The sequence below is a fragment of the Methanospirillum sp. genome (genome assembly GCF_035406105.1).
Lineage (GTDB): Archaea > Halobacteriota > Methanomicrobia > Methanomicrobiales > Methanospirillaceae > Methanospirillum.
Genome location: NZ_DAONKG010000051.1, coordinates 1 through 12,734 on the forward strand (window position 1 = coordinate 1; position 12,734 = coordinate 12,734).

15 protein-coding genes, 1 tRNA gene and 1 pseudogene are annotated in these 12,734 nt (G+C 45.7%); 13 read left to right on the plus strand and 4 right to left on the minus strand.

The features are described from left to right. From PLA23_RS04660 to PLA23_RS04670, 3 genes are all read left to right on the plus strand, one after another. A partial coding sequence (locus tag PLA23_RS04660) for a methyl-accepting chemotaxis protein (RefSeq protein WP_324474193.1) occupies positions 1–1,260 on the plus strand: 1,260 nt, incomplete at its 5' end. Between the two features lie 77 nt (positions 1,261–1,337). Continuing rightward, positions 1,338–2,159 carry a 4Fe-4S binding protein gene (locus PLA23_RS04665; protein ID WP_324331507.1) on the plus strand — a complete coding sequence of 274 codons (822 nt, stop codon included), beginning with the start codon at positions 1,338–1,340 and terminating at the stop codon, positions 2,157–2,159. A 207-nt stretch (positions 2,160–2,366) separates the two neighbouring features. Continuing rightward, positions 2,367–2,678, plus strand: coding sequence for an RNA recognition motif domain-containing protein (locus PLA23_RS04670; RefSeq protein ID WP_324331505.1), 312 nt, complete (start codon positions 2,367–2,369; stop codon positions 2,676–2,678). A 45-nt stretch (positions 2,679–2,723) separates the two neighbouring features. On the opposite strand, the gene PLA23_RS04675 is transcribed toward PLA23_RS04670, so the two are convergent. Next, positions 2,724–3,512, minus strand: a complete 789-nt coding sequence (locus PLA23_RS04675) for an ABC transporter ATP-binding protein (protein WP_324331504.1) — start codon at positions 3,510–3,512, stop codon at positions 2,724–2,726. A 19-nt stretch (positions 3,513–3,531) separates the two neighbouring features. Next, positions 3,532–5,286, minus strand: a complete 1,755-nt coding sequence (locus tag PLA23_RS04680) for a histidine kinase N-terminal 7TM domain-containing protein (protein ID WP_324474195.1) — start codon at positions 5,284–5,286, stop codon at positions 3,532–3,534. A 154-nt stretch (positions 5,287–5,440) separates the two neighbouring features. Here PLA23_RS04680 and PLA23_RS04685 point away from each other — a divergent pair, with 154 nt between their 5' ends. Continuing rightward, positions 5,441–6,496, plus strand: coding sequence for an AI-2E family transporter (locus tag PLA23_RS04685; protein ID WP_324330808.1), 1,056 nt, complete (start codon positions 5,441–5,443; stop codon positions 6,494–6,496). Between the two features lie 54 nt (positions 6,497–6,550). After that, positions 6,551–7,009 carry an OsmC family protein gene (locus PLA23_RS04690; protein WP_324330810.1) on the plus strand — a complete coding sequence of 153 codons (459 nt, stop codon included), beginning with the start codon at positions 6,551–6,553 and terminating at the stop codon, positions 7,007–7,009. Between the two features lie 50 nt (positions 7,010–7,059). Here the strand turns inward: PLA23_RS04690 and mreA are convergent, their stop codons facing one another. Beyond that, positions 7,060–7,446 (minus strand): MreA family transcriptional regulator, encoded by a 387-nt coding sequence (gene mreA, locus PLA23_RS04695; protein WP_324330812.1) that lies wholly within the window; start codon positions 7,444–7,446, stop codon positions 7,060–7,062. A gap of 199 nt (positions 7,447–7,645) precedes the next feature. Here mreA and PLA23_RS04700 point away from each other — a divergent pair, with 199 nt between their 5' ends. After that, positions 7,646–7,852: a histone family protein gene (locus PLA23_RS04700; protein ID WP_324330814.1), complete on the plus strand. Its 207-nt coding sequence runs from the start codon at positions 7,646–7,648 to the stop codon at positions 7,850–7,852. Between the two features lie 189 nt (positions 7,853–8,041). Continuing rightward, a tRNA-Leu gene (locus PLA23_RS04705) sits at positions 8,042–8,126 on the plus strand. Between the two features lie 185 nt (positions 8,127–8,311). On the opposite strand, the gene PLA23_RS04710 is transcribed toward PLA23_RS04705, so the two are convergent. Further along, positions 8,312–8,956 (minus strand): hypothetical protein, encoded by a 645-nt coding sequence (locus PLA23_RS04710; protein WP_324474197.1) that lies wholly within the window; start codon positions 8,954–8,956, stop codon positions 8,312–8,314. Positions 8,957–9,051: 95 nt separating this feature from the next. Here PLA23_RS04710 and PLA23_RS04715 point away from each other — a divergent pair, with 95 nt between their 5' ends. The 6 genes and pseudogenes from PLA23_RS04715 to PLA23_RS04740 all read left to right on the plus strand — a co-directional run. Then, on the plus strand, positions 9,052–9,975 hold the full coding sequence (locus PLA23_RS04715) for an SDR family oxidoreductase (RefSeq protein ID WP_324474199.1): 924 nt from the start codon (positions 9,052–9,054) through the stop codon (positions 9,973–9,975). A gap of 182 nt (positions 9,976–10,157) precedes the next feature. After that, positions 10,158–10,616 (plus strand): nucleotide sugar dehydrogenase, encoded by a 459-nt coding sequence (locus PLA23_RS04720; RefSeq protein ID WP_324474201.1) that lies wholly within the window; start codon positions 10,158–10,160, stop codon positions 10,614–10,616. 209 nt (positions 10,617–10,825) lie between these two features. Further along, positions 10,826–11,014 carry a type II toxin-antitoxin system VapB family antitoxin gene (locus tag PLA23_RS04725; RefSeq protein WP_324474202.1) on the plus strand — a complete coding sequence of 63 codons (189 nt, stop codon included), beginning with the start codon at positions 10,826–10,828 and terminating at the stop codon, positions 11,012–11,014. Positions 11,015–11,088: 74 nt separating this feature from the next. Next, a complete protein-coding gene (locus PLA23_RS04730; protein WP_324474204.1) occupies positions 11,089–11,304 on the plus strand; it encodes a hypothetical protein in 216 nt (71 codons plus the stop codon). A 58-nt stretch (positions 11,305–11,362) separates the two neighbouring features. Then, a complete protein-coding gene (wecB, locus tag PLA23_RS04735; protein WP_324474205.1) occupies positions 11,363–12,433 on the plus strand; it encodes a non-hydrolyzing UDP-N-acetylglucosamine 2-epimerase in 1,071 nt (356 codons plus the stop codon). Further along, a pseudogene (locus PLA23_RS04740) lies at positions 12,423–12,734 on the plus strand (hypothetical protein); the annotation flags it as partial. The gene wecB and the pseudogene PLA23_RS04740, both read left to right, overlap by 11 nt.

A 12,734-nucleotide genomic window follows, 5' to 3' on the forward strand; every position in this document is an offset into this window, starting at 1 on the left:
CCGCCGCAGGAGACGATGGATACTATTACCCGGGACGGGAAGGAGCAAAAGGCCGTCCTTGCAGAGATTAACGCGATTGCACAGGCCGCATCATCAGGGAATCTTACGGTTCGTGGTAATGTCAGCCACTTTTCCGGTGAGTATCGTCATGTTATCGAAGCGGTGAATAATACTCTCGATGCAGTCGTGCATCCGGTGCGGGAAGCAATGAATCTTGCCCATGCATACTCTTTAGGTAATTTTGCCGCACGGTTCAGTCAGGACGTTCCAGTATCCGGGGATTTTATTCCCTTCAGAACTGCCCTTGATACCATCGGGATTCAGATGGGACGACTGATCGGTTCCCTGTCAGATCAGGTTCAGGGACTCATGACTGAAATGGAGGAGTCAAACGCCAGTGTAGAGGAGATTGCCTCTGCATCCCAGGCGATAGCACGGGGAACCAATGAATTGAGTGTACAGGTAGATCGCTCGAAGGGAGGCATTGCAAGGATTCAGGATGCGATGAAGGATGTAACATCCATAGGATCTGACATAGCTGCCCAGACAAAGGAGGCATCACTTCTGATCGGTATGTCACAGGAGCTCTCAAGAAAGGGCTCTGAAAGCAGTCAGCAGGCGGACTTGGGGATGCGGTCCATTGTCGACTCACATGATGAGACGGGCAGAATTATTCATGAGATAAACTCGGAGATGGATAAGATCGGGGAAATTGTCGGAATCATTACTGACATCGCCGATCAGACGAATCTTCTTGCGTTAAATGCCGCAATAGAAGCTGCCCGGGCCGGTGATGCCGGGAAAGGATTTGCTGTGGTTGCCGGGGAGGTCAAAGCACTTGCTCTTGAGTCTCAGAAATCAGCAGAGCGGATCAGTGGTATCATCTCTCTGCTGCAGGGCCGGTCCCTCAGAATGAAAGATGCTATTGAAACATCCCGCCGTGATATTGATCAGGGCAGCAGAGCGGTTCATGAAACCCTGAAGATATTCTCTGACCTTGCCCTGTCAATAGAGGATATTGCCCGTCGGATTGTGTCAATCGATACGGCAAGCCAGAATCAGATGGCAGCCTATGATATGGTCATGGAACAGATAGCCCTCATGAATGAGGCATTTCACACAACTATCAACGAAATCGGCAATACAGCAGCATTAACCGAGGAAAATTCGGTATCGCTCGACTGTATCGCCCAGTCAATTCAGGAGGCCACAGCCAGGATTGACAAGATATCCCGTGATATGGCGGAATTTAAGGTGTGAAGGCTGGCAACCAGTACCATTACATTCCTTCGCACCACACTCCATCGTATTTTCATCTAAAAGGATATGGATCAGGTATGACGGTCAGAGCAATCATCAGCAGTATGTGCAGGGAGCTTGGGATACCCTGTTATGGGTATGCCGGTGTGTCCCGGTGGAAAGAGCCCCTCTTTGAGCCTTGGGTACCTGAAGCATTCTTTCCAGACTCAGTCTTTCCAGAAGCCCGGACGGCAATTGTCATCGGTCTTCCGGTTCATCTCCCTGCGGTTGAATCAGCACCATCGATATGGTACCGTGAGGAGTATACGACGGTAAACGGCCTTATTGATCAGTACACCTGGCGACTGGCATCAGTGCTCAATGACCACGGGTTCCCGTCGGTATCAATACCCCGGGATGGGTATGGGAGTATCAGGGTCCTTCAGAATCATCCGCGTGCCTTCTTCTCGCATCGTCATGCGGCTGTTCTTGCCGGTCTTGGGACATTCGGGAGAAATAATATGGTTTTGACGGAAAAGTGGGGGCCAAGGGTAAGATTTGGGACCGTATTGACCAGTGCCTCTGTTCCATCCAATCCCCTGATAGCTGAGTCTTTGTGTACCCGGTGTAATGCCTGTGTCCGTGCCTGCCCGGTTCAGGCATTATCCAAAGAGGATTATCCTGATTCTCTGACCAATAAAAAGGCCTGTGCAGATCGAAGTGCCACCCTGAATGATGAATTCAGATCCCCGTGCGGTATATGTATTCAGGTATGCCCGGTTGGAGCAGATCGCAAGCTGTATGCCCATACGGATATCAGGATGTATGAGGATGAGAATCGGTGGATGCGATATCATACTGCCTGGGACCATGTCCGATCATATGGGTGTTTAAGACCGGAAAATTCTGATGGAACCTGAATACCACACCCGAATCGTAACAAACCTTATATACTCATGCGACAACCTGTATGTGCAGACGAAAGAGTAAATTCTGACAATAGTTTTTGTAAGTTCTCGTTTCGGTTCGAAAGGGTATCTCACTGCTATTCTTGGTAATTCTCTGGCGCAATGTGATGGTAATCACTGCGGCCCAACAGTTATGCAAAAAGCCCATAAGGGACGATCATGGAAGGAAAGAAATTATACGTAGGCAACCTGCCCTACTCCACCAACGAAAGTCAGCTCAACGAACTTTTCTCAGCCTATGGAGAGGTTGTCAGCGCCAAAATCATTGAGAACAAAGGTTTTGGATTTGTCGAGATGGGATCTTCAGAAGAAGCCCAGGCAGCACTCGATGCCCTGAACGATACCGAATTTGACGGAAGAACTATGCGTATTGATGAAGCACGTCCCATGCAGCCACGCCGCGACTTTGGTGGAAACCGATCCGGCGGATACGGCGGTTCCTCTGGCGGCTTTAACAGAAGACGCTTCTAAATTCAAAAATATTCTCTTTTTTGCAGGTCACACCGTTTATTGACATCAATATCCGGTTGCATAATAATATCCATCATGATGGACGATCCGAACCGGGACGTTGAAGACCGCACCGATATTCTCATCAGAGAGTATGGTTTCTTTCGGCCCATCCTGGTAGATAGTGCCATCTTTAAACAGGATAACACGGCCAATCTCCGGAATAATGTCCTGAAGTGAATGGGTAACAAGAATGATGACCGTTCTTTCTGTAATCTTTCGCATCATCCTGCGCAGCATATGGAGGGCATGAAGATCCAGACTGTTTGATGGTTCATCCAGGATGAGGACCCGGGGGTTATGTACCAGGGCCCGTCCGATGAGAAATCGTCGTGCCTCACCGGTGGACATTTCCGAAAAGGAACGATGTGCAAGATGCGAAATTTCCAGAAATGAGCAGATTTCATCAGCCCGATTCTCCATTTCCTGAGTGATGGTATGAAAAAAGAGGCCTATACTGCTGAAAAACCCGGAAAGGATTACCTCACGACCTGATATATTCCGATTGAAGGTACATTGCAGGTCGTGTGAAACATATCCAAACTGTGATCGAAGGGTAAAGACATCCCAGACCTCTTCTCCCCAAATCCGAAAGACTCTGCCGGTTTCTGCATGGACCGGGTATTGCTCCCTGATGAGGGTACGGATAAAGGTGGATTTTCCTGAACCATTTGGTCCGAGGATGGCAACATGTTCTCCGTCAGGTATCTGTACTGAGAGATCATGTATGATCACCTTCGTATTCTGTGCAACGGTGATATTCTGAAAATCAACAAAGAGTGGTTTTTGATGCATGGTTTTTACTTATATGAATTCAGTCTGTGTACCGGATGGAATCCCTGTCTGTGCCCATACTACCCAAAGATTTCTTTCGCCATGATTTTGGAGGTATTTGTATCGCAAATCGTGCCCCTTTTCCATATATCCCGATTTCATGTATGGTAATATCAGTGACCGACAGGATCTCCCGTGCCAGGGTGAGACCAAGTCCGGTATTTTTTCCATATCCCTGTTTAAAAATCCGCTCCTTATCATCAGGTCTGACCCCCGGGCCGTCATCTTCTATGATGAGCAGAAGTGAACCATCTTCCTGTTCTTCGGAGTAAATGCCGATTCTGGTCAGATCCGCTGCATGACGGAGAGCGTTCTCAAGGAGGTTATAGATGACCTTTACCGAGAGCGGATCTACAAAAATGTCTGCAGGAATAAGGTTGAGTGTAAGGTGTACCTGTTCATTCTGAATGTCCTCAACTGCCCGCATAACCAGATGCTCACAATCCTGCCATATCGGTTCATGCAGACCGATACTCTGATAATCCCGTGAAAAATGAAGATATTTCGTAATTTTCCTGGTGGTGTCCCTGCATATCGAAAGCATCTTCATCTTCTGGTCTTCATCCTCTTCAGTCTCTAATATTTCCAGATAACCTGAAATGACCATGATAAGATTACTGATATCATGCCGGGTAAGGTGTGTCAGAAGAGATATCTTCTCATTCGCAAGTAGGAGTGCTTTTTCTGCGTTTTTTCGTTTGGTAATATCATGAATAATCAGTATAAGGCCGGCAGGGCCCCGGTCCGGATCCGTTACCAGAGAACCAGATATACTAAGTGTTTTGTGGCCATCAGAATCCATAATTACTTCATAATCTGAAAGTACACCCTGATTCAGGATTTCATCGCGTATTTTGGAAAACATTGGTTCAGGCAGGGGAGGTCCTGCATGTGATTCCTGGCTGGTCGGATATAATCCGTGAAGGAGCGTTTTTGCTTTTGTGTTTGTTGTAATAACGCGCCCATCCATATCGGTAAGAATAAGTCCGTCAGGCATGATCTGAATGATATGGGTTGCAACGGTTTCAGGGCTTAAGATAAAAAGCCCGTATTTCAGGATTGCATAGGTAATTACAATTGAAAAGAAGACAATCCCGATGAATACGAGATTTGGTGCAAATATTCCAAATAATGGGAGGATGACGACTGATTGAGAACCAAACCCGATAAGGACAAGCAGCCCGATGCTGACTGAGCTTGACTGCCGTCTGAAGGTATCATTACCGGCAGATCGTCGTGCCTGAAGGCCAATATAGATTGCCCAGAAGAGTATGCAAAGGAAATAAATGGTTGCAATGGTATATACCGGGTCCCCGATGGAAGGAGCATAGAAGTATCGAAAATCTGGTGAATACTGAACGGAAAAGATATGATCGGTTAGAATGTTGACACAGGCCAGCAGGAGTGCCGGAATATAGAGGATGATAAAAAGGTACTTTAGATTCTCGCGTTTTGCAAGGGGATGATCGGCAAACGCAAGGATAAAATGGATGCACATGACAATGACGACCGTCCAGAATGAACTTGCCTTAAGCCAGAACAGGACGTTTTCATAACTATTTACACTCCATATCTGGAACTCTCCAATCCCCCAGTATGAGGCTCCGATAGTTACCATAAGAAAGAGGCGGTTTACCCTGGACTCAGGGTTTTTTGCATATACATAGATGCCAAGACCATAGGTTATTGCTGCAGAAATAAAACAGAAAATCCCGAGTATAGTGACAGCATCCACGTAGAACCCCCCAGGTATGATCTTTAAAGAGCATCAGATCATATGCCCCCCACCTGGCATCGATCCGATGATAGATCTATTGAAATAATCACTTTCCCATACCATAACCCTTTTCATACGAAAAATACTATACATCGTCAGACATCTCTTTAGTATGGTCTCTCTTACGCATCTTCCAAACGCTGACAGAGTTCTCTTCCTGACGGCCTGCTGTTTTATCATTCTTGCGGGGCTGAAGATGGCCGGAGGATTTATCGGACCCTTTCTGCTCTCTGTCTTTGCTGCAGTTATCTTTTCGGTTGTTTCGCTCTGGTTTCAGAATCGGGGATGTGATCCCCGGTTGTCCGGATATCTTGCCTTCTTCATCTTTCTTGGGTGTCTTGCCGGGGTTGTGGGAATGGTGCTCCTTTCAGTGAGGCCTCTACTGGTTCATATTCCAAAGATTGAAGAGAGTATTCACTCCAATATGGGAGAGATTGATACACTCCTTTCAAAGTTTGGAATAAAAATTTCTACACTCATTCCGGTAAGCCAGATGACCGGTTCTCTTGGTGTCATCTCTCCAGAGATGGTGACCTCCCTTATCGGACAGATATCATCTCTCTTTATCGTGATCTTCACGACTCTGTTTCTGCTTTTGGAAGCGACTGTTTTCTCTCAGAAGATCAATGCGGTTCTCGGTTCCTATCAGCAGGAACTTGCCACCCGGATGGCAGCATTTGGCTCTGTGGTCATTGACTATGTGATTATCAGGGCAAAAGTGAATTTTGTGACTGGTGCAGGGTTTGGTATCGCTCTTTTTATTATCGGGGTTCAGGACCCCTGGGTGTGGGGTTTTCTTATGTTTATCCTGAATTTTGTCCCGTATGTCGGGTTTATCGTGGCACTTATTCCTCCCGCGGTACTTGCGCTCATCGAGATACATCCCTATGCAGCACTTCTCGTTATCATTATTGCTAGTCTTGTCAATCTCTTCTCTGAAAATATCCTCTTTCCCGAGCTGGCCGGAAGAGGAATGGCACTCTCTCCTGCTGTTGTATTTATCTCAATGATATTCTGGGGATATTTTCTTGGTGGAGCTGGTGTCATTGTTGCCGTTCCCCTTACGGTTCTTCTGAAGATGATACTGGAGAGTTATCCGGAAACCAGATCGCTTGCCATGATCATCGGATCAGTTCAGGATGAGGGTGAAGGCGAACATAGGTGGTGACAGAGAGTACGGCTATCAGGTATCATTTTTTCCGATCATTCCCAATCATGAGGTATGACTCGTGAAATATCCTGGGATCCTGCACGAAAAGAGTTTAAGCCGGTTTCTATGACGGTCAGACATACGGGTGGCATGAGTTTTTCTGCAATTACCAGCACCGGTCTTATAATCCCGATTGATGCTCATGTACATCTTGGTGGAGGCGGGACGGTGCCAAATCCGATAGATTATCTCTTTGCATCACTTGGGGGATGTATTGGAATTAAGATTCTGCTTGACCTTGGCGACATCGGAATACGGCCAGATGGACTCCAGATTGAGACAACCGCGACCAGGAAGCAGGATCTTCCCGCCACCTTTGAAACCGTACATCATGTCATTTCCCTGAAAGGGGAGTATGATGAGGCAATTATTTCCGATACCCTTACCAAAACCATGACGCTTCTCTGCCCGATAGCGGTCATATTCGGAGAGACATCAGTGATGACCTGGGAATTTCGTATGATACAATGAAAAAAAAGAGAGAAAAATGGATTTAATAAGATTTTCAGAAGCTCCGGGTATCAATGAGGAGTTTTATGTATGAGACATCTGACCTTTTCTATCTCCTCAAACTTCTGTTCATATGAACCGATGATGGCCTCTCTCAGTTCATCAAGAATCTCATCGAGTGTTCGTGCAATATGATACACCTGTATTGGTCTTCTTTTATTATCAGTCATCTGATGGGCAATGTTCACCCACATTCTGTTCATAAGATCCGTGATTGCAATACTGACCTCCGGCTGCCGGAGATCACCAGCTTTTTCGATCTCACGGGAGGTCAGATCCACATCTTTTATAAGCAGCGTCAGTACGCGGGCACTGTTGCGCTTAAGCCCTATATCTCGGAATAAATCTGCAATCTTCTCATCATCAGAGGAGAAGTGCAGGTCATAGCCGCCCCCCATCAATCCCTCATAAATCTATTAAATGAATAATATATGAATAAGTAAATAAATTTTCGGATATAATTTCAGATGCTGATCAAAACAGGTATCATGCAAATGTAGTCATGAGATGCGAAATCATGGTTGGTATCCTTTCATGAAGCGTGTCAATCAATACGTATATATAGATATCCGATAATCTATCTTTTGGGGTAGTGGTATGTCAGACCTGCCAATTGCAGCAGTTGTTAGAATTGCGAAATCAAATGGGGCTGAGCGTGTCGGAAGCGATGCAGCGGCGGTATTAGTAGAGAAGGCGGAAGATTATATTGGAAATCTGGCGAAGGAAGCATTTAAGCTTGCCCAGCACGCAGGAAGAAAAACGATTAAGGAAGAAGATGTTGAGATGGCTGCGAAATCAGCCTGAACCTTTTTTTTTATCAGTTACCAACGAATCATGTGTTCTCCTCATGTGCGCAAATCTGATTTTCATTCTGTCCAGGTGCCATATGAGTTGGCTGTTATCTGACGTGATACAACCCAGGAGGGAATAGGGCAGGATCATCAGGAGTATGCAGCATAGGTTCTAATATCTGATTCACCAATATAATAAGGCGCGAGGGTACCAAAGCCTGGCCAAATGGGCCGGACTTAAGATCCGGTTTCGAAGGAATCCAAGGGTTCAAATCCCTTCTCTCGCATACCTGTTTTGTGATTATTTTTTGTATTCGGGCATATAAGCGGTATCATTTTGCCGAAGAGCTGTTGGAGTTCTTTCCTTGGGGGAATTGATCGCTCTCCTGTCATATGCAGATGTACCCTTTCAAAGAATGAGGTAAAAAGAAGGGAATAATGGTTATATGTGATTTTTACTGCGTATACAATTTCATGGTAATGCGATAAGCTGGTCCTGGACCGTGAATTGTTTCTTTTCAATAACATTTCCAGAAACTGTAGTAGTGACATGAAATACTCCGCTCGATATTCCTACAATGTTAAATGAAGATTCTGCAAGTGTTTCTTTATTTCCATTTATCCCGCTGACCTCAAAAGATACCGGTATTTGTGTGCGTGCAGCAGTTCCGTTTATGTCAATAAAATATGTTCCTTTTGGTAAGGCAGATTCAGTTTTGGTAAAATCACAGGCTCCGTTTGCATCAACCCGTTCCGGAGGATACACGATCTCGACCCCTTCAAGATGGTTGACAGATAAATTGACCGTGCTGGCTGGAACCAGCCCCTTCATCTGCACATGTACTTGTGGATTAGTAATATCCAACCCTAACTGAAGGTCATGAATTCCGAAAGAAAAGGGAGATCCAGCATCGGTTTTTACATTACCGGTAATCAATATACTGACGGGTTTATTCTCATCCAGATTGCCTATAAATACAGAAACCTGTTGTCCTGGTTTTACCACATCAGGACTTGAAACCATTACGGCAGATACCACTCCGAAACAGAGTACACCCATACAAATAATGGAGATTACTCCAATTGACCTCATAAATTCAGCAAGAATTGACATCATAGTTCCTTTTACCGTTTATACAATATTAAGATATGGATAAGAAGGTCCATTCTGTTTAATCATTCTGAAAGCATACTATTACAGGACAATTTATCATGAAATACGTAATTACCGGCGGTGCAGGATTCATTGGATCTCATATCGCAGAAGAGCTTTCAAAAAAGCATGAGGTAATCATCGTGGATAACCTGCTTTCTGGTAAAGAATCCAATATTGCATCTCTTTCAATTCAGTTTAAACAAGGAAGTATTACCGATCTTTCCTTTCTCATGGAAGTATTCAAAGGAGTAGATGGAATTTTCCACCAGGCTGCCATTACTTCGGTCGCAGGTTCTGTTACAAGTCCTTTGCAAACCCATGAGGTTAATTGTACCGGGACGCTTCATGTGCTCCTGGCCGCCAGGGATTGCGGGGTGAAGAAGGTTGTATGTGCTTCATCCGCTTCTGTTTATGGCGATTCCCCAGTTCTTCCCAAGATTGAAACAATGCTCCCCTGCCCCCTCTCTCCATATGGGGTCACAAAACTCACCGGAGAACATTATGCACGGGTTTTTTCTGAGCTCTATGGGTTACAGACAGTCTCATTGAGGTACTTTAATGTCTTTGGACCCAGACAGGATCCACAATCCGAGTATGCCGCAGTCATTCCAAAATTTATCTCCAGGATACTCCGGCATGAGTCGGTACTGATATATGGCGACGGAAGTCAGACAAGGGATTTTGTATATGTAAAGGATGTTGTGCAGGCAAATATCCGGGCTATGGAAAGTAATGCAGAAGGAATATTCAATATTGCCTGTCAGAAGAGCATCGGTTTGAATGCCCTTGCGGCAATGATCATGGATATTATCGGGATAGAAGTTCCGGTTCTGTATGATCCACCCCGGCACGGGGATATCCATGATTCACTGGCTGATATCAGAAGAGCAGCGGAGAGTTTTGGGTATACGCCAAAATACACGGTACGGGATGGGCTTAAAGAGACAATTGAATGGTTTCGAAATCAGGTACACAATTAATCCAAGGCACTATCAGCCTTGGCAATGTCTGAACTCCCCGGCTGAAGCCTTTGAAGAGCATCATTCGACCATCGGCTTTGACATTGACCGGAAGAAGACTGACCTGCTCACGGCATCAGGCTCGAAGATACGGGCCATGGCTGATCCAAACGTGATACAAAAGAGTGCTATCATTATGATCTGTGTCCCGACTCCGGAGACGAAGGCGAAAAGATCCGGATCGTGGTCAGGTCACGGGTGCTGCACGAACCGTGGGGAAGAATCTGAAAGAGGGAGCAATCGTTGTTCTGGAGTCAATGGTATATTCCGGGGTAACTGAAGAGTTCGTCGTGCCTATCCTCAAGCAGGAATCCGGATTACATTGTGGGAAGGACTTTTTTGTCGGATACTCTCCGGAGAGAATAAACCCGAATGATGATGAGCATACTCTGGAGCGAACGACGAAGATCGTATCCGGTATGGATGAAAAGACTGCAGATACGCTGTGCCAGGTATACGGATTGGTGACGACGGTGTACCGGGCTCCTGATATCCGGACCACTGAAGCTGCGAAGGTCATCGAGAACATCCAGCGGGATCTGAAGGATCTGAATATTGCTCTTGTCAATGAGTTATCTCTGATTTTCCCGCGTGTGCGTTGATACAACACCGGCCTTGAGGCTGCCGGGACAAAATGGAACTTTCACCTATATCGGCCAGGGCTTGTCGGCGGGCATGGCATCCCGGTGGTTCTCTGTTCATGAATAGGGCAGTTGAAAGATACAAGAAATTAAATCACTCATCGGGTAATTACCGTTATTAATACCTTTACATATAAAATGTGTAATCTATTGTGTGAAAAGGTGTGTGGATGGCAACAAACCTTGCAGTCGACGATAATTTCATCTCCGAAGCCTTGGAAATTGGTGGATGTAAAACTAAAAAAGCAGCAGAGTGTTATAACATTTGTCCATCTGCAGGAATCCTTGGTTCAACCATCGATTTTCTCATCTGTGCATTAGCAGAAAGAGAGAATGAAATAAATATTACCCCCAGATAGTGACAGATTTACCTATAAGAATCATATTATCTGTGAATAAGATAATTAAAATAAATTATTAAGAGGGAGCCATTATGAAGGTTAAGGATCTGGTTTTGGATGAAATTAAAGACATGTCAGTTTCAGAATATCTGTCTGTGTATCAGTATATTCATGCGATTAAAGCAATTCGCCCGAAACCAAGTAATAAAAAAAGGGAACATGCATTTGAAGAAGTCTGTTCTGCTCTGAGTACCCGTACGGGAAACCTGTCAGATGACATTATCCTGGCTAGAGATGACCGAGTATGAATCTGTTTTTTGACACCTCTGCCCTCGTAAAAAACCAAAAATATATTCCAAATCAACCATGAAAATTCTGTCAATCGTCGGTGCCAGGCCGCAGTTTATTAAATGTGCCCCGGTCTCACGGGAGCTTCGGAAAGAACATCGGGAGGTCCTCGTCCATACCGGGCAGCATTATGATCCTGAAATGTCTGACGTCTTCTTTGAGGAACTTGCGATCCCAAAACCTGAGCATCACCTTGGGGTTGGATCAGGACCGCATGGAAAGCAGACCGGAGAATGCCTTGCAAAAATTGAAGAAGTCCTGATCAAGGAGCATCCGGATCTTGTTCTGGTGTATGGTGATACCAACTCGACGCTTGCCGGAGGGCTGGCTGCTGCAAAACTCCATATTCCGGTTGCCCATGTGGAGGCCGGGCTGCGGAGTTTTGACAGGACGATGCCGGAAGAGATTAATCGGATCCTGGTTGATCATATATCAGAAATGCTCTTCTGCCCGACTCAGACTGCGGTGGATAATCTCAGAGCCGAAGGGATAACAAAGGGAGTGTTCCTGATAGGGGATGTGATGGTGGATGCTCTTGAATATAATAGGGAGGTGGCCAGGAAACGATCAGATATCCTGCAACGGTATTCACTTATTCCCGGTAAGTACCTCGTCCTGACCATTCACCGTCCGTCAAATACCGATAACCCTGAACATATGGAGAGTATTATCGGGGCTATCGGTGACTGTGGTGTGCCGACTTTATTTCCGGTTCACCCACGGACGAAAAAATATCTCATATCGTATGGATTGTGGGACCGGATGCCTGATACTATTATCACCTGTGATCCCCTTGGATACCTTGACATGCTTGCGGCAATGGATTCAGCTAGAAAGATCCTGACTGATTCAGGTGGGGTTCAGAAAGAGGCATATCTGCTTTCGGTCCCGTGTATTACTCTTCGGGAGAACACCGAATGGGTGGAGACGGTGGAGGTTGGGTGGAATGTGCTGGTTGGCGCAGATAGAGAGAGGATTGTGAGGATGATTGGGGGTTTTATACCTCCAGTCGAGCATCCGGATCTGTTTGGGAGGGATGCATCGGGGAGGATCAGAGAACTGGTTGGTGAGTATAGGAATGGGGTTTGAGTTCCTACAATTCGAACGGCCTGACCTGTGGGATAGGTTTACCCGGAGGGAGGAGTATGAAAATCCCATTCGCGATATGCACGGGAGGTTTCCCTATTGGGCAAGTAGGGAGCGGGATATCTTCAGGCCATCAGTTTCAGAATATTTGTATGAAAGGGGAATAATTAAACCAGAGTATCCGGATGGATGTGAATTTGCGGTGTGTGTAACTCATGATATTGACAATGTGTTTAAACCTGTGTCTTCAAAATTATTTGAAGGATTTATTGCATTAAAGCATGGTCATGAGAAAGTAGTTAAA

Bases quoted from the DNA above. Each gene is read 5' to 3' on its own strand.
- PLA23_RS04710 (WP_324474197.1), bottom strand. From the start codon at position 8,956: ATGATGTCAATTCTTGCTGAATTTATGAGGTCAATTGGAGTAATCTCC.
- mreA (WP_324330812.1), bottom strand. From the start codon at position 7,446: ATGGGGGGCGGCTATGACCTGCACTTCTCCTCTGATGATGAGAAGATT.
- PLA23_RS04700 (WP_324330814.1), top strand. From the start codon at position 7,646: ATGTCAGACCTGCCAATTGCAGCAGTTGTTAGAATTGCGAAATCAAAT.
- PLA23_RS04725 (WP_324474202.1), top strand. From the start codon at position 10,826: ATGGCAACAAACCTTGCAGTCGACGATAATTTCATCTCCGAAGCCTTG.
- PLA23_RS04685 (WP_324330808.1), top strand. From the start codon at position 5,441: ATGGTCTCTCTTACGCATCTTCCAAACGCTGACAGAGTTCTCTTCCTG.
- wecB (WP_324474205.1), top strand. From the start codon at position 11,363: ATGAAAATTCTGTCAATCGTCGGTGCCAGGCCGCAGTTTATTAAATGT.
- PLA23_RS04690 (WP_324330810.1), top strand. From the start codon at position 6,551: ATGACTCGTGAAATATCCTGGGATCCTGCACGAAAAGAGTTTAAGCCG.
- PLA23_RS04715 (WP_324474199.1), top strand. From the start codon at position 9,052: ATGAAATACGTAATTACCGGCGGTGCAGGATTCATTGGATCTCATATC.
- PLA23_RS04730 (WP_324474204.1), top strand. From the start codon at position 11,089: ATGAAGGTTAAGGATCTGGTTTTGGATGAAATTAAAGACATGTCAGTT.
- PLA23_RS04665 (WP_324331507.1), top strand. From the start codon at position 1,338: ATGACGGTCAGAGCAATCATCAGCAGTATGTGCAGGGAGCTTGGGATA.
- PLA23_RS04675 (WP_324331504.1), bottom strand. From the start codon at position 3,512: ATGCATCAAAAACCACTCTTTGTTGATTTTCAGAATATCACCGTTGCA.
- PLA23_RS04670 (WP_324331505.1), top strand. From the start codon at position 2,367: ATGGAAGGAAAGAAATTATACGTAGGCAACCTGCCCTACTCCACCAAC.